At 72.3% G+C, this 22,452-nt stretch carries 19 protein-coding genes; 11 read left to right on the plus strand and 8 right to left on the minus strand.

All coding sequences use genetic code 11. The features are described 5' to 3' along the window. Positions 1-9: 9 nt before the first annotated feature. From DOO78_RS15380 to DOO78_RS15390, 3 genes are read right to left on the minus strand one after another with little or no spacing between them, the layout of a single operon-like run. Positions 10-894, minus strand: coding sequence for a polysaccharide deacetylase family protein (locus tag DOO78_RS15380; RefSeq protein ID WP_111470746.1), 885 nt, complete (start codon positions 892-894; stop codon positions 10-12). A gap of 2 nt (positions 895-896) precedes the next feature. After that, entirely contained in the window at positions 897-1,547 is a 651-nt protein-coding gene (locus DOO78_RS15385) for an isochorismatase family protein (protein WP_111470747.1), read from the minus strand. Positions 1,548-1,606: 59 nt separating this feature from the next. After that, positions 1,607-2,851: an Hsp70 family protein gene (locus tag DOO78_RS15390; RefSeq protein WP_111470817.1), complete on the minus strand. Its 1,245-nt coding sequence runs from the start codon at positions 2,849-2,851 to the stop codon at positions 1,607-1,609. A 138-nt stretch (positions 2,852-2,989) separates the two neighbouring features. Here DOO78_RS15390 and DOO78_RS15395 point away from each other — a divergent pair, with 138 nt between their 5' ends. Beyond that, on the plus strand, positions 2,990-3,478 hold the full coding sequence (locus tag DOO78_RS15395) for a flavodoxin family protein (RefSeq protein ID WP_111470748.1): 489 nt from the start codon (positions 2,990-2,992) through the stop codon (positions 3,476-3,478). Between the two features lie 87 nt (positions 3,479-3,565). On the opposite strand, the gene DOO78_RS15400 is transcribed toward DOO78_RS15395, so the two are convergent. Together DOO78_RS15400 and DOO78_RS15405 are read right to left on the minus strand one after the other, a co-directional pair. Then, the gene (locus DOO78_RS15400) at positions 3,566-5,689 is read right to left on the minus strand and encodes a PQQ-dependent dehydrogenase, methanol/ethanol family (protein WP_207802921.1); all 2,124 of its coding nucleotides are present in this window, start codon (positions 5,687-5,689) and stop codon (positions 3,566-3,568) included. 276 nt (positions 5,690-5,965) lie between these two features. After that, positions 5,966-6,901: a LysR family transcriptional regulator gene (locus DOO78_RS15405; RefSeq protein ID WP_111470749.1), complete on the minus strand. Its 936-nt coding sequence runs from the start codon at positions 6,899-6,901 to the stop codon at positions 5,966-5,968. Between the two features lie 93 nt (positions 6,902-6,994). Between DOO78_RS15405 and DOO78_RS15410 the strand changes: the two genes are divergently transcribed. The 3 genes from DOO78_RS15410 to DOO78_RS28185 all read left to right on the plus strand — a co-directional run bounded on the left by DOO78_RS15410 (position 6,995) and on the right by DOO78_RS28185 (position 11,799). After that, entirely contained in the window at positions 6,995-7,333 is a 339-nt protein-coding gene (locus tag DOO78_RS15410; RefSeq protein ID WP_111470750.1) for a hypothetical protein, read from the plus strand. Positions 7,334-7,550: 217 nt separating this feature from the next. Next, complete coding sequence (locus DOO78_RS15415; protein ID WP_111470751.1) at positions 7,551-8,342, plus strand: SDR family oxidoreductase; 792 nt, start codon at positions 7,551-7,553, stop codon at positions 8,340-8,342. Between the two features lie 295 nt (positions 8,343-8,637). Next, complete coding sequence (locus DOO78_RS28185) at positions 8,638-11,799, plus strand: PAS domain-containing protein (RefSeq protein ID WP_111470752.1); 3,162 nt, start codon at positions 8,638-8,640, stop codon at positions 11,797-11,799. Positions 11,800-12,029: 230 nt separating this feature from the next. Here the strand turns inward: DOO78_RS28185 and DOO78_RS15425 are convergent, their stop codons facing one another. Next, on the minus strand, positions 12,030-12,659 hold the full coding sequence (locus tag DOO78_RS15425) for an O-methyltransferase (protein ID WP_111470753.1): 630 nt from the start codon (positions 12,657-12,659) through the stop codon (positions 12,030-12,032). A 410-nt stretch (positions 12,660-13,069) separates the two neighbouring features. On the opposite strand from DOO78_RS15425, the gene DOO78_RS15430 reads away from it, so the two are divergent. Both DOO78_RS15430 and fghA read left to right on the plus strand, forming a co-directional pair. Beyond that, on the plus strand, positions 13,070-14,206 hold the full coding sequence (locus DOO78_RS15430; RefSeq protein ID WP_111470754.1) for an S-(hydroxymethyl)glutathione dehydrogenase/class III alcohol dehydrogenase: 1,137 nt from the start codon (positions 13,070-13,072) through the stop codon (positions 14,204-14,206). 1 nt (position 14,207) lies between these two features. Next, on the plus strand, positions 14,208-15,059 hold the full coding sequence (fghA, locus tag DOO78_RS15435) for an S-formylglutathione hydrolase (protein ID WP_111470755.1): 852 nt from the start codon (positions 14,208-14,210) through the stop codon (positions 15,057-15,059). Between the two features lie 99 nt (positions 15,060-15,158). Here the strand turns inward: fghA and DOO78_RS15440 are convergent, their stop codons facing one another. Then, complete coding sequence (locus tag DOO78_RS15440) at positions 15,159-15,476, minus strand: hypothetical protein (RefSeq protein ID WP_111470756.1); 318 nt, start codon at positions 15,474-15,476, stop codon at positions 15,159-15,161. 115 nt (positions 15,477-15,591) lie between these two features. On the opposite strand from DOO78_RS15440, the gene DOO78_RS15445 reads away from it, so the two are divergent. The 5 genes from DOO78_RS15445 (at position 15,592) to DOO78_RS15465 (ending at position 21,234) form a co-directional block, all read left to right on the plus strand. Continuing rightward, a complete protein-coding gene (locus DOO78_RS15445; RefSeq protein ID WP_111470757.1) occupies positions 15,592-16,542 on the plus strand; it encodes an ArsR/SmtB family transcription factor in 951 nt (316 codons plus the stop codon). 19 nt (positions 16,543-16,561) lie between these two features. Then, a complete protein-coding gene (gene metH, locus DOO78_RS15450) occupies positions 16,562-20,080 on the plus strand; it encodes a methionine synthase (protein ID WP_111470758.1) in 3,519 nt (1,172 codons plus the stop codon). Between the two features lie 135 nt (positions 20,081-20,215). Beyond that, positions 20,216-20,476 carry a hypothetical protein gene (locus tag DOO78_RS15455; protein ID WP_111470759.1) on the plus strand — a complete coding sequence of 87 codons (261 nt, stop codon included), beginning with the start codon at positions 20,216-20,218 and terminating at the stop codon, positions 20,474-20,476. Positions 20,477-20,566: 90 nt separating this feature from the next. Continuing rightward, the gene (locus tag DOO78_RS15460) at positions 20,567-20,812 is read left to right on the plus strand and encodes a FitA-like ribbon-helix-helix domain-containing protein (protein ID WP_111470760.1); all 246 of its coding nucleotides are present in this window, start codon (positions 20,567-20,569) and stop codon (positions 20,810-20,812) included. An 8-nt stretch (positions 20,813-20,820) separates the two neighbouring features. Further along, a complete protein-coding gene (locus DOO78_RS15465; RefSeq protein ID WP_165838915.1) occupies positions 20,821-21,234 on the plus strand; it encodes a type II toxin-antitoxin system VapC family toxin in 414 nt (137 codons plus the stop codon). Between the two features lie 34 nt (positions 21,235-21,268). Here the strand turns inward: DOO78_RS15465 and DOO78_RS15470 are convergent, their stop codons facing one another. After that, the gene (locus DOO78_RS15470) at positions 21,269-22,405 is read right to left on the minus strand and encodes a 2-methylaconitate cis-trans isomerase PrpF family protein (RefSeq protein WP_111470762.1); all 1,137 of its coding nucleotides are present in this window, start codon (positions 22,403-22,405) and stop codon (positions 21,269-21,271) included. Between the last annotated feature and the right edge of the window lie 47 nt (positions 22,406-22,452).

The following is a 22,452-nucleotide window of genomic DNA, read 5'->3' on the forward strand; positions in this document are numbered from 1 at the left end:
CCGCGCCGGTCAGGCGGCGGGGGCGGGGCTGCGGCGGCGGAAATCCGCCGCCATGTCCTCGAGCGTGACGAAGCGCACGCCCGGATGCTTCAGCATGTGCGCGATCAGCCGCTCCAGCATCAGCAGCACCTGCGGCCGGCCGGAGACATCCGGGTGGATGGTCATCGGCACCACGGCATAGTCGTATTCGCGGTAGATGAAGTCGAAATGGTCGCGCCAGATCTGCTCGAGCTGGTGCGGCGAGACATAGCCGTGGCTGTTCGGGAATTTCTTGATGAACATCATCGGCGGCAGATCGTCGAGATACCAGGAGGCCGGGATCTCGACGAGGTTGGTGAGCCTGCCCTTGGTGAAGGGCCGCATCCAGCTCTCGGCCGGCCGGGCGTAGTCGATCGGCACCCAGGCATCGCCGGTGCGGACGTAGTAGGGCTGGCAGTCATGGTGCATCAGGCTGTGGTCATAGGCGATGCCGCGCTCGACCAGGATCTCGATCGAGGTCGCGCTCACCTCCCACCAGGGCGCGACATAGCCCACCGGCTTGCGGCCCCAATGCCGCTCGATCAGCCCGATGCAGCGGTCGAAGATCGCCTCCTCCTGGGCGCGGGAGAGGGCCAGCGGGTTCTCGTGGCTGTAGCCATGCAGGCCGATCTCATGCCCGGCCTTCGCCACCATCTCGGTCTCCTTCGGGAAGGATTCGATGGTGTGGCCGGGGATGAACCAGGACTGCGTCAGCCCGAAGCGCTCGAAGAGCCGCAGGATGCGCGGCATGCCGACCTCGGCGGCGAAGACACCGCGGCTGATGTCGCCCGGGCTGTCCTCGCCCATGTAGCTGCCGAGCCAGCCGGCCACGGCGTCGCAATGGATGCTGAAGGCGCAGAGGATCTCTTTCGGCATCGTCACCCCTCCCGGTCGTTGGCCGCCCGCCAGCGCTCGATGGCGTCGAGGCAGGCGGCGGCGTCGATCACATCGGCATAACGCCGCTCCACATCCTTCAGGTTCTGCGCATGCGCGACGGGGTCGTGGTCGCCGACGCAATCCTCCGGCACCATCACCCGGAAGCCAAGCGAGAAGGCGTCGATCACGCTGGCCCGGACGCAGCCCGAGGTGATGCAGCCGGCGACGATCACCGTGTCCACCCGCTCCTTCGTCAGGATGGCGGCGGCCGGGGTGGCGAAGAAGATCGAGGGCGCGGTCTTCATCAGCACCACATCCGGCCCGGCGGCGGCGATGCGCGGGTCGAGCTCCACCGCCGGGCTGCCCTGCAGCAGGTCGAAGACCGGCGCCGCCTTCCAGTGCGGCGCGGCGCGCGGGCTGTCATAGCCGTTGACGCAGGCGATCACCGGCAGCCCGGCCCGCTTCGCCGCGGCGATCAGCGGCACCGTGTTGCGCACCGCGGCATCGACCATGGGCGCCCCGCCCATCGGGAAGCCCGCCTCGGTGAAGCCGCGCTGGAAATCGACCACGACCAGGCCCGGCCTGGCGCCGAAGCCGAGCGGCCGGCTGCCATAGCCGCGCGCGGCGTAGATGTCGGCCTCGGGGCTGGACATGGGCTGATCCTCCGCTGGGGTTCACCCGGGGAGGGTAGCAAGCGCCATGCCCGCTGCGGTCAGCCCGCCTCCGCCCCGATCAGCGCCAGCCCCTCCGCCACCGAGACGAACTCGCCGCCGCCGGCGAGGCGGTCCGCGCCGAAGCGCGCCTCGAAGAGCCGCCGCACCGCCGGCACCAGCGCCGTGCCGCCGGTGAGGAAGACCCGGTCCACCGCCCCCTCCGCCAGCCCGGCCGCGGCCAGGGCCGCCGTCACCGCCGCATCCATCCGGGCCAGCTCGGGGGCGATCCAGCGCTCGAACTCGGACCGGGCGATCGCCCGCCGCACCGCGAAGCCCTCGTGCCGGAAGTCGAGCACCGCCTCCTCGGCGCCCGAGAGCGCCGCCTTCACCCCGGAGACGGCGCGATAGAGCGCATAGCCCGCCTCCTCCTCGATCAATTGCAGCAGGTGGTGCAGCCGCTCCGGCGCCTCGGCGGTGCGGGCCACCTCGCGGATATCGGCCAGCACCCGCGGCGCCCGCATGAGGGAGAGGCGGTGCCATTGCGCGAAGCCGAGATACCAGCCGACCGGGATCGGCATCGGCTTGCCCATCACCGTGTAGGTGCCGCCCTTGCCGAGCAGCGGCGAGACGGCATGGTCGATGATGCGGTAGTCGAGCGCGTCGCCGGCGAGGCCGAGCCCGGCATGGCCGAGCGGGGTGACGCGCCGCGGCGGCCCCGGCTCGAAGCGGAGGAGGGAGATGTCGCTGGTGCCGCCGCCGAAATCGCCGACCAGCACGGTGGCCGCCTGGCCCAGCCCGGCGGCGAAGCGGTGCCCGGCCGCCGCCGGCTCCAGCGCCACCATCACCTCCGGCAGGCCGGCGGCGGCGAAGGCGGCGCGCAGCCGCGCCTCGCCGAAGCCGTCATCCGCCGTCTCGCCGGCGAACTGCACCGGGCGGCCGACCACGATGCGGGCATCGGCCAGCTCGGCCGCGAAGGGCGCGAGCAGGGCGCGCAGGAAGGCGGCCACCAGCGCCTCCAGCGTCCAGCCGCGGCCATGGATGCGGGTCTCGCGGAAGCTGCGCTGCGCCAGGTAGCTCTTCATCGACATGATGAGCCGGCTGGCCAGCGGGTCGTCCAGATAGGCCTCGATCGCCGCCGGCCCGGCGGCCAGCGCGGTGCCGCCCTGCGCCGCCTGCCAGAGGCAGAGCACGGAGCGGAAGACGGCGCCCGCCGCATGGTCGAGCGTGGCCACGCGGCCATCCGGCCGCAGGGCCGCGACGACGCTGTTGGTGGTGCCGAAATCGATGCCGATGACGGGGCGCATGCCGGTCCGCGGATGGGGGAAGGGGGCGCTTTGGAGCAGCCGCGGCGCCATCTGGCAAGGCCGGCGGTGCGGGGCGGGGGATGCCGGGCCCGCCGCGCCACCCCATCTTCGGCGCGGAGAGGGCAGGGGCGGGCGTGCATGGCGGGGCTGCTGATCGTCTATCATTCCCGCACCGGCGGCACCCGGCGGATGGCCGAGGCGGCGGCGCGCGGGGCGGCGGCCGAGGCGGCGCCGGCGCGGCTGCTGCCGGCGGAGGCGGCGGGGCCCGGGGACCTGCTCGCCGCCGGCGGCTACCTCTTCGCCGCGCCCGAGAACTTGGCGGCGCTCTCGGGAGCGATGAAGGAGTTCTTCGACCGGTGCTACTACCCGGTGCTCGACCGGCTGAACGGCCGCCCCTATGCGCGGATGGTCTGCGCCGGCAGCGACGGCCAGGGCGCGTTGCGGCAGATGGCGCGCATCGCCACCGGCTGGCGCCTGCGCGAGGTGGCGGCGCCGGTGCTGGTCTGCACCGCGGCGCAGGCGCCGGAGGCGATCCTGGCGGAGAAGCACCTGCCGGCGGAGGAGCTGCGGCGCTGCGAGGAGCTGGGCGCGGCGCTGGCGGCCGGGCTGGCGATGGGCATCTTCTGACCGCGACCGCGCTCGAGCAGCCTCCCGGCACGGTGGCCGTGCCGGGAGAGGCGCGCGCCGGGGGCCGATCCCGCGCGCGCGGCCCCGCTACCGCGTCACCTTCGCCCGCACCGCCTCGTCCTCGGCGAGCTGGCGGGCGCGGGAGGCGACGAAGGCGCGGACCTGCTCCACCTGCTCCTCGGTCATCCGCCCGGTCATGTTGGGCATGCCGCGCGGCTCGAGGATGCCGCCGAGGACCACGGCGCGGAAGGCCTGCGGATCGGCGATGGCCGGCGAGCGGCGCAGGTCCGGCACGACGCCGAGCGAGATCGCCGAGAAGCCGTGGCACAGCACGCAATTGCCGTATTGCGCCTCGCCCTCGCGCACCGCCGCCTCGGTCCAGGTGGCGGCCGGGACGAGGGTGGGCGGCCGGTGCTCGGGCCTGTAGGGCGGCAGCGCGGCGGTGCCGTTCAGCTTGAAGACCAGGATGCGGCCCTGTCCCGCCTTGGCGCCGTCGATATAGGGCACGTTCAGCCCGTTCGAGCCGCCGAAGCCGGCGAGGACGGCGACATACTGCTCGCCCTCCACCTGATAGGTCATGGCGCCGGCGATGATGCCGTTATGCCCCTCGAACTGCCAGAGATGCAGCCCGTTATCGGCCCGGTAGGCATGGAAGACGCCGTCCGGCGTGCCCTGGAAGACCAGGTTGCCGGCGGTCGAGAGCACGCCGCCCGCGCCCATGGAGGGGTGCTGGACGCGCCAGGCCTGGCTCTGCGTCGCCGGGTTCCAGGCGACCAGCGCGCCCTTGTTCCATTGCGAGAGCTGGATGCGCTCGGGCTCGTTGCGCGGCCCGGTATTGGTCAGGGCCGTCGAGCCGTTGGCCATGTTCCAGACGCCGGGCTGCGGCCGGTAGACGAAATTCGGGTCCTTCTTGTAGCCGAGCGGGTTCTCCTGCACCGGGATGTAGACGAGCTGGGTCTTGGGGCTGAAGGACATCGGGTGCCAGTTGTGCGAGCCGAAGGCCGCCGGCTGCGCCATGAACTCGCGCCCATGGTTGCTGTAGCGGGCTTCCGGATACTCGATCGGCCGGCCGGATTCGATGTCGATGCCGGCGGCCCAGTTCACCTTGGTGAAGTTCTTCGCCGAGAGCAGCCGGCCGTTGCTGCGGTCGATGACGTAGAAGAAGCCGTTCTTCGGCGCGTGCAGCAGCACCTTCCGCGGCGTGCCGGCGATGGTCATGTTGGCCAGGATGATCGGCTGGACCGAGGTGAAGTCCCATTCCTCGCCGGGCGTCTCCTGGTAGTGCCATTTGTAGGCGCCGGTATCGGGGTCGAGGGCGACGATCGAGGAGAGGAAGAGGTTGTCGCCGTTGCCGCCCTTGCCGTTGCGCGTCTCGAACACCCAGGGGGAGCCGTTGCCGGTGCCGACCAGCACCTGGTTCTGCTCGACGTCGTAGACGATCGCGTCCCAGGCCGTGCCGCCGCCGCCGGTCTGCTTCCAGACGCCGTCGCCCCAGCTCTGATAGGCCTGGCTCATCAGGATGCTGTCGGAGGCGGCGCCGTCCGGCTTGTTCTCCGGATTGGGCGTGAAATAGAACCGCCAGGCCTGCTTGCCCGTCTCCGCATCATAGGCGCCGACGTAGCCGCGGACCCCGAGCTCGGCGCCGCCATTGCCGATCAGCACCTTGCCTTTGACGATGCGGGGCGCGCCGGTGATGGTGTAGGGCCGGCTGGTGTCGGTGGTCTGCGTCGACCAGACCTGCCGGCCGGTCTTCATGTCGATGGCGATCAGCCGGCCGTCCAGCGCGCCGACATAGATCTTGCCGTTGAAGGCGGCGAGGCCACGGTTGACCACGTCGCAGCAGGCATCCTGACCCTTGGCGCCCGGCACCTCGGGATCGAAGACCCAGAGCCGCTTGCCGGTCTTGGCGTCGTAGGCATAGACCTTCGACCAGGCGGTGCTGGTGTAGAGCACGCCGTCGATCACCAGCGGCGTCGCCTCCTGGCCGCGGCTGGTGTCGAAATCGCCGTACCAGGCGAGCTTCAGGTCCTTGATGGTGTCGGCGTTGATCTGCTCGAGCGGGCTGTAGCGCTGCTCGTCATAGGTGCCGCCGATCGTCGGCCAGTTCGCCGGCTCGGCCGCCGCGTTCCGCAGGCGGGCATCGTCCAGCCGCGCCGCGGGCGCGTTCTGCTGCGCCGCGGCGGGGATGGCGGTCAGGCCCAGGCAAAGCAAGGCGGCCGAGAACGAAGCGCGGGACAGGCACGGTCTGGATGGTGTCCTGAATATTGACACTCTTCCCCTCCCATTTTGGACGTTACGCCATGCATTGAAAGAAGTGGCTGGCGCTATGGGATTGCAGCAATATTCCCGTGGGCCTTCAATGAAGAATATTTGACCTTGTCTTCGGGAAGTGCGGGCAGGGCCGGCGGGGAGCCGGTGCCGGGGGCGGCGGGAATTCCGCTGCGGCGGTGCCGGCCTCGCCGCTCCGGGCGGGCTGCGGCGCCGGCATCAGCCGGCCGCGACCTCCCGGGCGATGTACAGGATCTGCCGGCGCAGCCAGGCATGCGCCGGGTCCGCGTCATAGGAGGCATGCCAGAGCAGCGAGACTGCGACATCCGGCAGCGCGACCGGCGGCGGGCTGAGGCTCAGCCCGAGCTCGGCGGCGAAGAAGCGGGCGAGCCGCCCGAGCATGGTGACGACGACCGGCGCGCGGGCGACCAGATAGGGCACGGCGAGGAAGCGCGGCGTCGTCAGCACCACGCTGCGCCGCAGCCCCAGCGCGGCCAGCGCATCGTCGACCACGCCGCGCTCGCCCTCGCGCAGGCTGGTGAGCACATGCGGCAGGCGGACATAGTCCTCGAGCGAGATCGGCGGCACGAGGCCGGTCCGCCCCGCATCGAACATGCAGAGATAGGGCTCGGTCATGAGCTGCCGGCGCTTGTGGTGCGCCTGGCCGGCGGCGAACTCGCCGAGGCCGATGGCGAGGTCGAGCCGGTCGGCGTCGAGGTCGTCGAGGAGCCGTGCCGAATCGATGTTGTGCAGCCGCAGATGGATGCCCGGCGCCGCCGCCGTGAGCTGCGCCAGCAGGGCGGAGGCGAGCAGCACCTCGGCGCTGTCGGGCAGGCCGATGCGGAAGGTGCGGGCGGCGGTGCGCGGATCGAAGCGCTCCTCGCGCGAGACCAGGGCCTCGATGCGCGCCAGGGTCGCCCGCAGCGGCTCGGCCAGCGCCAGGGCGCGCGGCGTCGGCTGCATCCCCCGCGGCCCGCGCGTCAGCAGCTCGTCGCCGAACAGCCGGCGCAGCCGGGCCAGGTTGTGGCTCATCGCCGACTGGCCGAGGCCGATCCGCGCCGCCGCCCGGGTCACGCTGCCCTCGGTGAGCAGCGCGTCGAGCGCCACCAGCAGGTTCAGGTCGAGCCGGGCGAGATTGGCGTGGTCGATAGCCATGATCGATCCAATCGGTTGGACTGATGGCCCGCGCGGGACCATTTGGACGGCAACGCCCGAACCAACCGGGCCCCTGATGAAGGTTTCCCGACGATGATCCTCCGTTCCACCCTCCTGGCGGCCGGGCTGGCCCTCGCCGCCGCCGCGCCTGCCCCGGCCCAGGAGCTGAAGCCCATCGAGGCCCGCCGCATCGCGCTCGGCGAGGCTGCCGGCATCGCCTACTACACCGTCGAGCCGGAGGGGTATCGCGTGGTCGTCACCCTGGCGGTGCCGGATGCGGCGCCACTGCGGCTCGAGACCCGCCTCGCCGCGGGGCAGAGCGTCCTGCTCTCGGCGCCGCGCGGGCCGGATGCGCCGGCCGAGCAGATCGAGATCAGCCGCCGCGACGACACCGTGCTGGTCCGCCGCCCGGGGCCCGTCGCCATCAACTGAGACCACGCGCAGGACGGTTTCACCCTCCTGCCTCTCACACGCCGGGCGCAACCCTCCGGCTTGCCTGGGCCTTCGGCGCCCGGCCCTGCGGGCCGCGGGCCAGGACGTCATGCGCCGGGTACGAGGCCGGCATCTCGCCGCGCCCGTCCCGCCGCCGGGGCTGTTCCCCGGCGGCGCTTCCGGGGGATGCTGCGCCCGCAGACCCGGGAGGACGCGGATGGCGGAACAGAACAGGCCGGTCACGCTGGTGACCGGCGGGGCGGATGGCATCGGCTGGGCCATCGCCCGGCGCTTCGCGGCCGGCGGGCATCGCCTGGCCATCGCCGATCTGCGGCGGGACGCCGCCGAGGCGCGCGCCCGCGAGCTGGGCGAGGGGCATCTCGCCCTCGCCTGCGACGTCGCCGAGGAAGCGCAGGTCACCGCCATGGTTGCAGCGGTGGTGCAACGCCTCGGCCGGCTCGACGTGCTGGTGAACAATGCCGGCATCGCCGACAGCATCCAGCCGACGCTGGAGCAGAGCGGCGCGCATTTCGCCCGCCAGCTCGACATCCACCTGAAGGGCAGCTTCCTCTGCGCCCGCGAGGCGGCGCAGGCGATGCTGGCCCGCGAGCCCGGCGAGGGGGAGGGGCGCGGCGCCATCATCGGCCTCGCCTCCATCGCCGGCCTCACCGGCCTGCCGCGGCGCAACGGCTACGGCGCCGCCAAGGCGGGCATCATCGCGCTCACCCGCAGCCTCGCCGCCGAATGGGGCCGGCGCGGCATCCGGGTGAACGCCATCGCCCCGGGCTATGTGCGCACGCCCCTGGTCGAGGCGCTGGAGCGCGAGGGCAAGATCGACACCGGCGCCATCGCCCGCCGGGCGCCGCTCGGGCGGCTGGCGCGGCCGGAGGAGATCGCCGAGGCGGCCTGGTTCCTCGCCTCGCCGGCAGCGAGCTACGTCACCGGCATCACCCTGCCGGTCGATGGCGGCTGGATGGCCTATGGCGCCGCCGGGGAGGCACCGGATTAGGTCCCGATCCGGAACCATGGGAGTGCGGGGCCGGCTGGACCCTGGCGGCGAACGGTGGCCGGCCGCCGGCGTTCGGCCCTGAACGCCATGCGCGGGCAGCGCGCGATGGGGCGGCGGCGGCCCTGGCCTGGCAGGCCGGCTCGCCGGCGAGGGCCGGCCTTCGGACCCCGCGCCATCGTCGATATCGTGCGTCGTCACCGCCTGTTAGAAGCTGCTCGATGGTCCGGCCAGACAGTCTTCGCCGCATTCCGGTTCCGTGCCTGGCCCGTTGCCGGCAGGCCGCCACGCGCCCGGCATGACCGAGCCACCCGATGCCGTGCCCGGGCCGCGCCCCGCCGAGGCCGCCTTCGCGGATATTCCGCGGCTGGCGGCGGCGCTGCTCGGCGCGCCGATGGCGCTGCTGCGGCGGGCCGACGGGCCCGACGAGGCGGCGCTCGCCACTTTCGGCCCGCTGCCCGCCGAGGCGGCGGAGGCCATCGCCCGCGGCTGGCCCGGCCCGCCCGAGGCGGGAGGGCTGGTCGTCCCCGATGCCGCGGCGGAGCCGCGCCTCGCCGCCGATCCGCTCGTCGCCGGGCCGCCCGGGCTGCGCTTCTATGCCGGCCTGCCGGTCTGTTCGGAGGGGCGCGTGGTCGGCCTGCTCTGCGTGCTCGACACCGCGCCACGGCCCGGTGGGCTCGATCCCGGGCAGCGCGACCTGCTGCGCGCGCTGGCCCGCCAGGCCGGGCTGCAGGTCGCGTTGCGCCAGGCCCTGGCCCAGCGCGACCAGGCCGATGCGCTGCGCCAGCAGACCCTCGCCAGCGCCGTCGACACCGCCATCGTGGCGACCGACCTCGAGGGCCGCATCACCGGCTGGAATGCCGGCGCCGAGCGGCTGTTCGGCTGGAGCGAGCCGGAGGCGGTGGGGCAGCCCATGGCGATCCTGTTCACGCCGGAAGACCGCGCCGCGCAGCTGCCGGCGGCCGAGATGCAGGCGAGCCGGCGGCACGGGCGGACCGGCGAATCGCGCTGGCACCAGCGCAAGGACGGCAGCCGCTTCTGGGCCGGCGCCGAGATGCTGCCGCTGCGCGACGATGCCGGGGCGCAGATCGGCTTCCTCAAGGTCCTGAGCGACCGCACGCGGCAGCGCCGCAGCGGCGACGTGGCGGAGGCGATCAACGAGCGCTACCGGCTGGCGCAGCGGGCGACGCGCGACGCGATCTGGGACTGGGATCTCACCAACAACGCCGTGCGCTGGAACGAGGCGCTGGCATCGGCCTATGGCTGGGCGCCGTCTGCGGTGGAGCCGACCGGCGCCTGGTGGCTGGCCACGATCCATCCCGAGGACCGGGCGCGGATCGACCGCAGCATCCATGCCGTGATCGAGGGCGGCGGCACCAGCTGGTCCGGCGAATACCGCTTCCGCCGCGCCGATGACAGCTATGCCGCGGTGCTCGACCGCGGCTACGTCATCCGCGACGGCGACGGCAAGCCGATCCGCATGATCGGCGCCATGTTCGACCGCAGCGCGCTCGAGCGCGCCGATGCCGCGCTGCGCGAGCGGGACGACCGGCTGCGCCTGGCCACCGCCGCGGCCGGGATCGGCACCTTCGACTACCGGGTGCCGGAGGACCTGCTCAACTGGGACGACCGCTGCCGCGCGCTGTTCGGCCTGCCGCCCGGCGCGCCGGTCAGCTACGAGGGCACCTTCCTCGCCGGGCTGCATCCCGAGGACCGGGCGCGGGCCGATGCGGCGGTGCGCGCGGCCCTCGATCCCGCCGGCTCCGGCCAGTTCTCCTGCGAGTACCGCACCATCGGCATCGAGGATGGGATCGAGCGCTGGGTCTTCGCCAATGGCGAGACGCATTTCGAGCGCGGCGCGCCGGTGCGGCTGATCGGCACCGTGCTCGACATCACCGACCGCAAGCGCGCCGAGGCGGTGCTGCAGGCGATGAACACCGGGCTCGAGCAGCTGGTGGAGAACCGTACGCGCGAGCGCGACCGGATCTGGACGGTCAGCAACGACCTGCTGGCCATCTGGGGGCGCGATGGCCGCGCCAAGGCGGTGAACCCGGCCTGGACCAAGGATCTCGGCCATCCGCCCGAGGCCCTGGCCGGCCTGCTCTACACCGACCTGGCGCATCCCGACGACCTCCCCGCCCTGCAGGCGGCCTGGCAGCGGCTGCTGGCCGGCGAGGCGGTGCGCGGCCTCGACCTCCGGCTCCGCCACCAGGACGGCAGCTACCGCAGCCATAGCTGGACCTGCATCCCGGAGGGCGAGGAGATCTACGCCACCGGCCACAACGTCACCGAGCAGCGCGCGCTCGAGGCGCAGCTCCGGCAGAGCCAGAAGATGGAGGCGGTCGGCCAGCTCACCGGCGGCATCGCGCACGACTTCAACAACCTGCTGACCGGCATCACCGGCGCGCTCGAGCTGCTGAACCGGCGGCTGCAGGAGGGCCGCTTCGCCGAGACCGGCCGCTACATCACCACCGCCCAGGGCGCGGCGCGCCGCGCCGCGGCGCTGACCCATCGCCTGCTCGCCTTCTCGCGCCGGCAGACCCTCGATCCCCGCCCGACCGAGGTGAACCGCCTGATCGCCGGCATGGAGGAGCTGATCCGGCGCTCGATCGGGCCGGCCATCACGCTCACCGTGGTCGGCGCGCCGCGGCTCTGGCCGACCCTGGTCGATCCGAACCAGCTCGAGAACGCCCTGCTCAACCTTTGCATCAACGCCCGCGACGCCATGCCCGGGGGCGGCCGGCTGACCATCGAGACGGCGAATCTGCGGCTCGACGGCCGCAGCGCCCGCGAGCGCGACCTGCCGCCCGGGCCCTATGTGACGATCGCCGTCACCGATACCGGCACCGGCATGGCGCCCGAGGTCGCGGCGCGCGCCTTCGACCCCTTCTTCACCACCAAGCCGCTGGGGCAGGGCACCGGGCTCGGCCTGTCCATGATCTACGGCTTCGCCCGGCAATCCGGCGGCCAGGCGCGGATCCAGTCCGAGCTCGGCCGGGGCACCACGATGCGGCTCTACCTGCCGCGCCACTATGGCGAGGCCGAGACGGTGGAGCCGGCGCCGGGCCGGCCGGCGGCGGCGCCGGCCGGGGCCGGCGAGACGGTGCTGGTCGTCGATGACGAGCCGACGGTCCGGACCTTCGCCGGCGAGGTGCTTCGCGATATCGGCTATGCGGTGCTTGAGGCCGGCGACGCCGCCGCCGGGCTGGCGCTGCTGCGATCGCCGGCGCGGATCGACCTGCTGGTGACCGATGTCGGCCTGCCTGGCGGCATGAACGGGCGGCAGCTGGCGGATGCGGCGCGGCTGCACCGGCCCGGGCTGCGGGTGCTGTTCATCACCGGCTATGCCGAGCAGGCGGTCCTCGGCACCGACCCGCTGGAGCCGGGGCTGCAGGTCATGACCAAGCCCTTCACCACCGAGGCGCTGGTGCAGCGCATCCGGGCGATGCTCGGCGGCTGAGGCCGGCCCGCCGGCCGCGGCGGGACATCCCCCCAACGACCTCGCATCGGCCGCCGCCGCGACCGGGCGCCTCTCGGTGACGCCACCTCAAGCGATCACCCGGCTGGAGCAGATCCCGATCGGGTGGGCTCACCCGATCGGGTGAAGATGTCCTGAAAACAATGATCCAGGGTGCTTCCCCCGAACCGGTGTCCAGGGGAGGCACCCTGGCGGCAGGCGGGGCCGCGCCGCTACGCCTCCCATCCCGCCGGCAGGAAGCGGCTGACCTCGATGCCGCTGCCGACCGGCAACAGCACGCTGCGCATGCCGGGCTTGGCGCGCACCGCCTCGCCATAGCGCCGCACATCGGCATTGCCCGGGCGGATCATGTTGTCGGCGACCACGATCGCGCCGGGATTGAGCCGCGGGTAGAAGGCCTCGAGGCAGGGCAGGTAGAGGTCCTTCCAGAGATCGACGAGCACGAAATCGACCTTGCCCGGCAGGGCCTGGATCATCGCCACCGCATCGCCGACCAGGAACTCGACATGCGCCGCGAGCCCGGCCTTCTCCGCCATCTCGCGCGCGAAGGCGGATTTGTAGGCGTGCAGCTCCATGGTGACGAGGCGGCCGCCGGTGGCGCGCGCCGCCTCGGCGAGCCAGAGGCCGGAATAGCCGAAGGAGGTGCCGAGCTCGAGGATGGTCGGCGCCGCGAGGCTGCGGGCGAGGATGTTGAGCAGCCGCCCGGTCTCCGGCCCGACGGCGCGCATCCGCATGTCCTGGCCGCCGTCGCGGCCGCCGGGCGGCATCGCGCGCGGGGCGGCGCGTTCGGCGCGGATCATCGCCTCGTAGGTCTCGAGGACGGCAGTGACGGCCTGGTCCATGTCCGGTTGTCCTGGTTGCGGGCCGCCAACCGGGCGCGGCGGCGCCGGCGGGCTTCGGGCGGGCCCTGGGAAGCGCGTATCAGATATATCGAGATATGTCTTAGAGCAAGCGAGAGCCCCGATCCCCTGGCCGTTGGAGCGTGATCGCCTGGGATGGACTCACCGAAGGCGTGCATCCCGCGACCCAACACCGCGCTGGGCTCTGGCCCGCGAACCGGCGTGAGCGGATCCTGCTCTAGCCCCGGCCTGTCCGGGTTCCGCGCCGGGCCGCGGGCCCGATGGGACGGGGGAGGGGGCGGACCTTCCCACTACCAAGGTCGAGGGTTTCCCGCCGGCCCTTGCGGGGGCAGGATCGGCCCACACATGCCACGCGCATGTCGCCGCGCCATGGATGCAAGGGAGGGAGCCGGATGAAGACGCGCGCCGCCGTCGCCTGGGAGGCCAAGAAGCCGCTCACCATCGACACCGTCGATCTGGAGGGGCCGAAGGCCGGCGAGGTGCTGGTCGAGGTCATGGCGACCGGCGTCTGCCACACCGACGCCTATACGCTGGACGGGCTGGATTCGGAGGGGCTCTTCCCCGCCATCCTCGGCCATGAGGGCGCCGGCATCGTGCGCGAGGTCGGCGCCGGCGTCACCAGCGTGAAGCCGGGCGACCACGTGATCCCGCTCTACACGCCGGAATGCCGGCAGTGCAAAACCTGCCTCAGCCAGCGCAGCAACCTCTGCACCGCGATCCGCGCCACCCAGGGCAAGGGGGTGATGCCGGACGGCACCAGCCGCTTCCACTGCGAGCCCACGGGGCGCAGCGCGCCCTCGGGCAACACCGTCTACCACTACATGGGCTGCAGCACCTTCTCGAACTTCACCGTGCTGCCGGAGATCGCCGTGGCGAAGGTGCGCGAGGACGCCCCCTTCGACAAGATCTGCTACATCGGCTGCGGCGTGACGACGGGCATCGGCGCGGTGATCTACACCGCCAAGGTCTGGCCGGGCGCCAATGTGGTGGTCTTCGGCCTCGGCGGCATCGGGCTGAACGTGATCCAGGGCGCCCGCATGGTGGGCGCCGACAAGATCATCGGCGTCGACATCAACCCGGCGAAGCAGGAGATGGCGCGGAAATTCGGCATGACCCACTTCGTCAACCCGAAGGAGGTCGGCAACGACAAGGTGGTGCAGGCGATCGCCGACCTGACGGATGGCGGCGCCGACTTCTCCTTCGACGCGACGGGCAACGTCAACGTCATGCGCCAGGCGCTGGAATGCTGCCATCGCGGCTGGGGCCAGAGCATTATCATCGGCGTCGCCGAGGCGGGGCGGGAGATCGCCACGCGGCCCTTCCAGCTCGTCACCGGCCGGGTCTGGAAGGGCACCGCCTTCGGCGGCGCGCGCGGCCGCACCGACGTGCCGAAAATCGTCGACTGGTACATGGAGGGGAAGATCAACATCGACGACCTGATCACCCACACCATGCCGCTCGAGAAGATCAACGACGCCTTCGACCTGATGCATGCGGGCCAGTCGATCCGCTCGGTGGTGATCTTCTAGCATGGCGGCGGAGATCCTCTCGCGCGCCCGCTGCTTCGGCGGCGAGCAGCGCGTGCTGCGCCACCGCTCCGCCGAGACGGGGACGGAGATGCGCTTCGCCGCCTATCTGCCGCCGCAGGCGCTGGACGGGGCGACGGTGCCGGTGGTGTGGTTCCTCGCCGGGCTGACCTGCACGGAGGAGAATTTCACGGTGAAGGCCGGGGCGCAGCGCGTCGCGGCCGAGCTCGGCCTGCTGCTGGTGGCGCCCGACACCTCGCCGCGCGGCGAGGGCGTGCCGGACGACCCGGAGAAGGCCTATGACTTCGGTCTGGGCGCCGGCTTCTATGTCGATGCCACGGCGCAGCCCTGGGCGACGCATTACCGCATGCGGAGCTATATCGAGCGGGAACTGCCGGCGTTGGTCGGCGCCGAGCTGCCGGCCGATCTCGAGCAGCAGGGCATCATGGGCCATTCCATGGGCGGGCATGGCGCGCTGACCATCGCGCTGCGCAATCCCGGGCGCTATGCCGCGGTCTCGGCCTTCGCGCCGATCTGCTCGCCGCTGCGCTGCCCCTGGGGGGAGAAGGCGCTGTCCGGCTATCTCGGCCCGGACCGTGCCGCCTGGCGCGAATATGACGCGACGGCGCTGATCGAGGACGGGGCGCGGGTGCCGGACATCCTGGTGGACCAGGGGACGGCGGACGGCTTCCTCGAGGCCCAGCTCAAGCCCGAGCTGCTGGAGGCGGCCTGCGGCAAGGCCGGCATCCCGCTGACCTTGCGGCGGCAGGAGGGGTACGACCACTCCTACTTCTTCATCGCCAGCCTCGTGGAGGACCATCTCCGCTGGCATGCGGCCCGGCTGGCCCGGACCTAGGGCGCTTCCCGTGAAGGCCGGTTCACGGGAAGCGCCCCAGGCTCCTGTTTCCGGAGCATCTTCACCCGATCAGGGGAGTCCCCCTGATCGGGATCTGCTCTAGGCCTCCGCCGCCCGGAAGCGGGCGAGCGTGACGGCATCCCCGGCGAGCGCGGCGGCGATGGCGGCCTCGGCCGCCGGGGTCTCCGCCAGCGCGACGACCCGCTCGAACCAGGGACACTGGTTGCGCACCCGCGCCTGGAACAGCCGGTCCAGCGCCGCGGCAACGGGTGGGCGTCCGCCGCAACAGGCGCAGGCCGCGGCGTGCGGCAGGGCCGGGTCGAAGCTTGCCAGCGCCACGGCCCCCCGCGGCAGCGGCGGCGGCGGCGCCTCGGCCAGCACGGCAGCGCTTCCCCCGGCGGCCAGAGCCAGTTGCATCGCCGCCCTGTCCCTGGTCACGCGCACGGGAATCCGCGCATCGATTTGCCACATTTCTGCCATACTCCAGGGCTCATGCTGGACATAAGGATATCTTTATGCCAGATCCAGAATCATGGAAAAATTTCTGGTCCAACTGCGCGCTGCCGCGGAGCCGACGCGGCTTCGGTTGCTGGCGCTCTGCGCGCGGGGGGCCTTCTGCGTGACCGATCTGTGCGAGGTGCTCGGCCAGTCGCAGCCGCGGCTGTCGCGCCATCTCCGGCTGCTGGTCGAGGCCGGGCTGCTGGAGCGCCTGCCGGAGGGGGCGAACGCCTATTTCCAGGTGCCCCCCGGCGCCAACCTCGTCCACCAGCTTCTCGCCCGCCTGCCGGAGGAGGACCCGCAGCTCGCCGCCGACCGGCGCCAGGCCGCCCGCCTCGCCGCCGAGCGGGCCCGCGCCGCCTCCGACAGCTTCCGCCGCCACGGCGCCGACTGGGATGAGATGCGCGCCCTCGGCCTGCCCGCCGAGGCGATCGAGGCGGCGCTGCTCGCCGCCCTGCCGGACCGCCCCGGCCGCGTGCTCGACATCGGCACCGGCACCGGCCGCCTGCTCGAGCTCCTCGCCGGCCGCGCCGAGAGCGCCCTCGGCGTCGATGCCAGCCGCGACATGCTGGCCCTCGCCCGGGCGCGGCTGACCGAGCGCGGCCTCAGCCCGCGCTGCAGCGTGCGCCAGGCCGACATGTACCGCCTGCCGCTGCCGGATGCCTGCTTCGACCTCGTCACCCTGCAGATGGTCCTGCACTACGCCGAGGATCCGGGCGCGGCGCTGGCCGAGGCGGCGCGGGTGCTGCGGCCGGACGGGCTGCTGCTCGTCCTCGATCTCGGCCCGCACGGCAAGGTGGAGCTCGCCACCGACCACGCGCATCGCTGGCCCGGCTTCGACGATGACGAGATGGCGCAATGGCTCGCCGCCGCCGGCTGCCTCGCCCCGCCCGCCACCGAGATCCCGGGCCGCATCGCCGTCCGCCTCTGGTCCGCCCGCCGCATCGCCGGCGCCGTCGCCGCCCAGCCTGCCCTGACCTTCTGATCTCGCGGAACGCCCCCCCATGGCTCGCTCCACCGCCCGTCCCCATCTGCTCGACGCCCTCCGCGACCGCGTGCTGCTCTGCGACGGCGGCATGGGCAGCCGCGTGCAGGCCCTCACCCTCGACATCGACCGGGACTATCGCGGCAAGGAGAACTGCACCGAGGTGCTGAACCTCTCCCGCCCCGACCTCGTGCGCGAGATCCATCGCGGCTATTACGAGGCCGGCGCCGACATGGTGCTGACCAACAGCTTCGGCGGCAGCCCGGTCACCCTCGGCGAGTTCGAGCTGGAGGGCGAGGCCTTCGCCATCAACCGCATCGCCGGCGAGCTGGCGCGGGAGGCCGCCGAGAGCTTCGCCGATGGCCGCGACCGCTGGGTGATCGGCGATATCGGCCCCGGCACCAAGCTGCCCTCCCTCGGCCATATCGAGTACGACCGGCTGCAGGCGGCGCTGGAGGAGCAGTGCCGCGGCCTCATCGCCGGCGGCGTCGATGCGCTGCTGACCGAGACCAACCAGGACACGCTCTACATCAAGGCCGCCGTCAACGCCGCCAAGGCCGTGATCCGCGAGACCGGCGCCGACATCCCGATCTTCGTCCAGGTCACGGTCGAGACCACCGGCACGCTGCTGGTCGGCCCCGACATCGCCGCCGCCTCGACGGTGGTGCATGCCCTCGACGTGCCGCTGATCGGCCTCAACTGCGCCACCGGGCCGCAGGAGATGGCCGAGCATGTGCGCTGGCTGAGCCAGAACTGGCCGGGCCTGATCAGCGTGCAGCCCAATGCCGGCCTGCCCGAGCTGGTGGATGGCCGCACCCACTACCCCCTCGGTGCCGAGGAGATGGCGAGCTGGATGGAGCGCTTCGTCCGCGAGGACGGGGTGAACCTGATCGGCGGCTGCTGCGGCACCTCGACCCCGCACATCGCCGCGCTCGATGCGATGCTGCGCCGGCACGGGGCGTGGCGGCCGGCGCCGGTCGCCCGCAGGCATCACTGGGTGCCCTCCGTCGCCTCGCTCTACGGCGCCACCGCGCTGCGGCAGGAGAACGCCTATTTCTCCATCGGCGAGCGCTGCAACGCCAACGGCTCCAAGGCCTGGCGGGAGCGGCAGGCGGCGCATGACTGGGATGGCTGCGTCGCCATGGGCCGCGAGCAGGTGGGGGAGGGCTCGAACAGCCTCGACCTCTGCACCGCCTTCGTCGGCCGCGACGAGATGGCCGAGATGAACGAGGTGGTCCGCCGCTTCACCGGCAGCGTCAACGCGCCGCTGGTGATCGACAGCACCGAGACGCCGGTGATCGAGGCGGCGCTGAAGCTGCATGGCGGCAAGCCGATCATCAACTCGATCAATTTCGAGGATGGCGAGGGCCATGCCACCGACCGCCTGGTCCTGGCGAAGAAATTCGGCGCCGCGGTCATCGCGCTCACCATCGACGAGGTGGGCATGGCCAAGACCGCCGAGGACAAGCTGCGCATCGCCCGCCGGCTGGTCGATTTCGCCTGCACCCGGCACGGGCTGCCGCAGAGCGACCTGCTGATCGACCCGCTGACCTTCACCATCGCCACCGGCAACGAGGACGACCGCAAGCTCGGCCTCTGGACGCTCGAGGGCATCCGCATGATCCGGGAGGAATTCCCGGACATCCAGATCATCCTCGGCCTGTCCAACATCAGCTTCGGCCTCAACCCCGCGGCGCGGCACGTGCTGAACAGCGTCTTCCTCGACCATGCGGTGAAGGCCGGCATGACCGGCGCCATCGTGCATGTCTCGAAGATCAAGCCGCTGCACGCCATCCCGCCGGAGGAGGTGAAGGTCGCCGAGGACCTGATCTTCGACCGCCGCGCCGAGGGCTACGACCCGCTGCAGCGGCTGCTGGAGATCTTCGCCGGCCGCAAGGCGGCGGATGCCGCCAAGAAGGTGAAGGCCGCGACGGTGGAGGGCCGCCTCAAGGACCGCATCGTCGACGGCGACCGCAAGGGGCTGCACGAGGAGCTGCAGGACGCGCTCGACAAGGGCATCGCCCCGCTCGACATCATCAACACCATCCTGCTCGACGGCATGAAGGTGGTGGGCGAGCTGTTCGGCGCCGGCAAGATGCAGCTGCCCTTCGTGCTGCAATCGGCCGAGACCATGAAGGCCGCCGTCGCCTATCTCGAGCCCTTCATGGAGAAGGCGGAGGGCCAGGAGAAGGGCACCATCGTCCTCGCCACGGTGAAGGGCGACGTGCACGACATCGGCAAGAACCTGGTCGACATCATCCTGACCAACAACGGCTACCGCGTGGTCAATCTCGGCATCAAGGTGCCGCTCGCCGACATGGTGGCGGCGGTGAAGGAGCACCGGGCGCATGCCATCGGCATGAGCGGGCTGCTGGTGAAGTCCACCGTCGTGATGCGCGAGAACCTCGAGGAGATGAGCCGCATCGGCCTCGACGTGCCGGTGCTGCTCGGCGGCGCCGCGCTCACCCGCAACTATGTCGAGGAGGATTGCGTCCGCGCCTATGCCGGCGGCGAGGCGACGGGCCGCGTCGCCTATGCCCGCGACGCCTTCGACGGGCTGCACCTGATGGACAAGGTGACGGGCAACGGCTTCGACGACTACCTCGCCGCCATCCAGCAGAAGCGCAAGGGCAAGGCGCGGAACGAGAGCCGCACCCTCGGCCAGGCCGATCCGCGCGGCTTCGCGCCGGTCGATGTCAACTACGCCCAGGAGCGCCGCCGCCGCGTCACCGCCGGCGAGCCGGTGCCCGACCCGCCCTTCTGGGGCGCGCGGGTGATCGAGGCGGCGCCGAAGGCCATCGTGCCCTTCATCAACGAGCGCAGCCTCTATCAATTCCAGTGGGGCTTCCGGAAGCAGGGCCGCAGCCTGGAGGATTTCCTCGGCTGGGCGAAGCAGGAGCTGCGGCCGGTGCTGCGGCGCATGCTGGCCTTGGCCGAGGAGCAGCAGATCCTCCGCCCGCAGGCGATCTACGGCTACTGGAAATGCGCCGGCCAGGGCAACGACCTGGTGCTGTTCGAGGCGGATGGCGCGACCGAGGCCGGCCGCTTCACCCTGCCGCGCCAGCCGAAGCAGGATGGCGAGTGCATCGCCGATTTCGTCCGCGACATCGAGGACGGGCCGCTGGCGCGCGACGTGATCGGGCTGCAGGTGGTCACCGTCGGCCAGAAGGCCAGCGACATGGCGCGGGAGTGGTTCGAGGAGAACCGCTACCAGGACTATCTCTACCTGCACGGCCTCTCGGTGGAGATGGCCGAGGCGATGGCGGAATACACCCACAAGCGCATCCGCGCCGAATGGGGCTTCTCCGGCGAGGACGACCGCGACATGGAGCGGATGCTGAGCCAGGGCTATCGCGGCGGCCGCTATTCCTTCGGCTATCCGGCCTGCCCGCGGCTGGAGGACCAGGTGCCCCTGCTGCGGCTGCTGGGCGCGGAGCGCATCGGCGTCTCGATCAGCGACGAGTGGCAGTTGCACCCGGAGCAGAGCACCAGCGCCATCGTGCTGCACCATCCGCGGGCGAAGTATTTTTCCGTGTGACGGGGCCCGCGGCCGCGGCGCGGGACCTGGCCCGTGTCGCCGCGTGACGGCGGCCGGGCCCGGCTTTCATGCGCGGGCCAGGATGGGACAAGGCCGGCGCGCGCAGGATGCGGGGGATGGCTGAAGGAGGCTGTCATGACCCGCTTCACCCTGCGATCCGCCCTGCTGGCCACCACGCTGCTCGCCCTGCCGCTGCTCGCGCCCAGCCCAGCCCGGGCGTGGTGGGGGCCGGGCGGCTGGCATCCCGGCCCGGTCTGGGTGGTGCCGCGGCCGGTGCGGCTGCCGCCGCCCCTGCTGGTGGTGCCGGCCCCCGTCTATCGCCCCATCTATCGCCCCATCTGGGTGCCGCCGCATTTCGACCGCTACGGCTATTGGGTGCCGGGTCACTGGCGGTGAGGGGACGGACGGAAGGCGCGGCCGCCGCCATCGGCGCTTGCCGTTGCTGCCCGCGATCTGATATCATTTTCTGATATCAGAGGGCAGGCGATGGGACAGCTCCTGGTCCGGGGCCTGGACGAGCGGATCATCCAGACGCTACGGCAACGTGCCGCCCGGGCCGGCCGCTCGGTGGAGGCGGAGCACCGGGCGATCCTGGAGCAGGTGCTCGGCCCGGAGATGGAGAGCTTCGCCGATGTCGCGGCGCGGCTGCGCGCCCAATCGCCCCGGCAGCGCACCGACAGCGCCGATCTGCTGCGGGCGGATCGTGACCGGAACCGCGGCTCGGAGCCTTGAGGGTTGTCGTGGATGCCTCCGTCGCCGCCAAATGGGTGGTGGCGGAAGCGCATTCCGAGGCGGCGGCGGCCCTGCTGGACCTTGAGGCGCTCTACGCTCCCGATCACTGGCAGGCCGAGGCGGTCAATGTCCTGTGGTCGAAGCAGCAATTCGGCGACCTGACGGTGGCCGAGGCGGAGGCGCGGCTGGACCTCCTGCTGCGCGCGCCGATCCAGGCCGTGCCGATCGCCACCCTCATGCCGGGCGCCTTCGCGATCGCGGTCGGGAACGGCGTCACGGTCTATGACGCCCTCTACCTTGCCCTGGCCCGCGATCTCGGCATTCCCTTCGTGACGGCCGATGCCCGGTTGCTGCGAAAGGTCACCGATGCGGCGCTGCGGCCGCTGCTGCGCTGGATCGGGGACCGGCCGGAGGCGGGGTGAGGGCCCGCCGCCGCCGCCCGCCCCCGCGCCCTTCCTATCCCGGCACCGCCACCTCGCCCTGCATCAGCCGCCGCGCGGTGCGGAACACCACCGCGCTGTCGGCCACCCAGCCTGCCGCCGCCTGCCGCACCTCGGCGCCCACCGTCAGCATGCCGGAGGGATGCGCGACGCGGATCTCCTCCGGCCGGGCGCCGCGGCGCGCCAGCGCCTGCGGGATGCTGCCCTCGATGCGGCAGGCCACCGCGAGGCCCATGGCGCCGGTCATCGGCACCGCCCGGTGCGGCCGCTCCATCGACAGCATGCGGATGGTCACGTCATGCGCCGCGGGGTCGAGCACGGCGCCGTCCAGCGTCCGTGCCGCCAGCGGCCCGGCGACGAGCGCGACGCGCGGATTGGCCAGGCCGACCGCCGCCTCCGTCGCGGCGAGGCCCATGGCGACGCCGGCGATGCGGCGGATGCGGTCGAGCAGGGCCATCAGCGCCGCATCGGCCTCGATCGCCTCGGGGGATTCCGCGCCGGTCAGGCCGAGGTCGCGGGCATCGAGGAACACCGCCGGGTTGGCGGCATCGACCAGGCTGGCGCGCAGCCGCCCATGGCCCGGCACCTCCAGCACGTCCACCGCGCGCCCGGTCGGCAGCAGCGCCGCGCATTGCGAGCCGCCGGGCGCGAGGAAGTCGAGCCGGATGCGGGCGCCGCTGCCGGCGACGCCGGCGATGGCGAAACCGCCCCGCGTCTCGGCCCGGCCCGCGCGCACCGGGAAGCGGGCATGGATGAGCTTCTTCGTGTTCACCTGGTGGATGCGCACCAGCGCCTCGCCCTCGGCGGCGCGCACCAGCCCCTCATCCACCGCGAAGGGGCCGACAGCGGCCGAGAGGTTGCCGCAATTGCCCTTCCAGTCCACCACCGGCCGGTCCACCGCGACCTGGGCGAAGGTGTAGTCCACATCCGCCTCGGGATGGCTCGGCGGGCCGATGATGACGGCCTTGGAGAGGGAGGAGAGGCCGCCGCCCATGCCGTCGAGTTGCCGGCCATAGGGATCCGGGCTGCCGAGCACGCCGAGCAGGATCGGGTCGATCGCCGCGCGGTCGGCGGGCAGGTGGCGGGCCTGGAAGAAGACGCCCTTGGAGGAGCCGCCGCGCATGAAGACGGCGGGGAGGAAGCGCTGGGTCATTCTGGGTCTCCGGGACGAGGAAAGCCCTGGCAGGCCGGCCTGTCGAG

This window comes from Roseicella frigidaeris, assembly GCF_003258945.1.
Classification (GTDB): Bacteria; Pseudomonadota; Alphaproteobacteria; order Acetobacterales; family Acetobacteraceae; genus Paracraurococcus; species Paracraurococcus frigidaeris.

Coding starts and splice junctions, on each gene's coding strand:
- DOO78_RS15415 (WP_111470751.1), top strand. CDS start 7,551: ATGGCGGAACAGAACAGGCCGGTCACGCTGGTGACCGGCGGGGCGGAT.
- DOO78_RS15395 (WP_111470748.1), top strand. CDS start 2,990: ATGGCGGGGCTGCTGATCGTCTATCATTCCCGCACCGGCGGCACCCGG.
- DOO78_RS15380 (WP_111470746.1), bottom strand. CDS start 894: ATGCCGAAAGAGATCCTCTGCGCCTTCAGCATCCATTGCGACGCCGTG.
- DOO78_RS15440 (WP_111470756.1), bottom strand. CDS start 15,476: ATGCAACTGGCTCTGGCCGCCGGGGGAAGCGCTGCCGTGCTGGCCGAG.
- DOO78_RS15470 (WP_111470762.1), bottom strand. CDS start 22,405: ATGACCCAGCGCTTCCTCCCCGCCGTCTTCATGCGCGGCGGCTCCTCC.
- DOO78_RS28185 (WP_111470752.1), top strand. CDS start 8,638: ATGACCGAGCCACCCGATGCCGTGCCCGGGCCGCGCCCCGCCGAGGCC.
- DOO78_RS15410 (WP_111470750.1), top strand. CDS start 6,995: ATGATCCTCCGTTCCACCCTCCTGGCGGCCGGGCTGGCCCTCGCCGCC.
- DOO78_RS15405 (WP_111470749.1), bottom strand. CDS start 6,901: ATGGCTATCGACCACGCCAATCTCGCCCGGCTCGACCTGAACCTGCTG.
- DOO78_RS15385 (WP_111470747.1), bottom strand. CDS start 1,547: ATGTCCAGCCCCGAGGCCGACATCTACGCCGCGCGCGGCTATGGCAGC.
- DOO78_RS15445 (WP_111470757.1), top strand. CDS start 15,592: ATGGAAAAATTTCTGGTCCAACTGCGCGCTGCCGCGGAGCCGACGCGG.
- DOO78_RS15425 (WP_111470753.1), bottom strand. CDS start 12,659: ATGGACCAGGCCGTCACTGCCGTCCTCGAGACCTACGAGGCGATGATC.
- metH (WP_111470758.1), top strand. CDS start 16,562: ATGGCTCGCTCCACCGCCCGTCCCCATCTGCTCGACGCCCTCCGCGAC.
- DOO78_RS15460 (WP_111470760.1), top strand. CDS start 20,567: ATGGGACAGCTCCTGGTCCGGGGCCTGGACGAGCGGATCATCCAGACG.
- DOO78_RS15390 (WP_111470817.1), bottom strand. CDS start 2,851: ATGCGCCCCGTCATCGGCATCGATTTCGGCACCACCAACAGCGTCGTC.
- DOO78_RS15455 (WP_111470759.1), top strand. CDS start 20,216: ATGACCCGCTTCACCCTGCGATCCGCCCTGCTGGCCACCACGCTGCTC.
- DOO78_RS15430 (WP_111470754.1), top strand. CDS start 13,070: ATGAAGACGCGCGCCGCCGTCGCCTGGGAGGCCAAGAAGCCGCTCACC.
- fghA (WP_111470755.1), top strand. CDS start 14,208: ATGGCGGCGGAGATCCTCTCGCGCGCCCGCTGCTTCGGCGGCGAGCAG.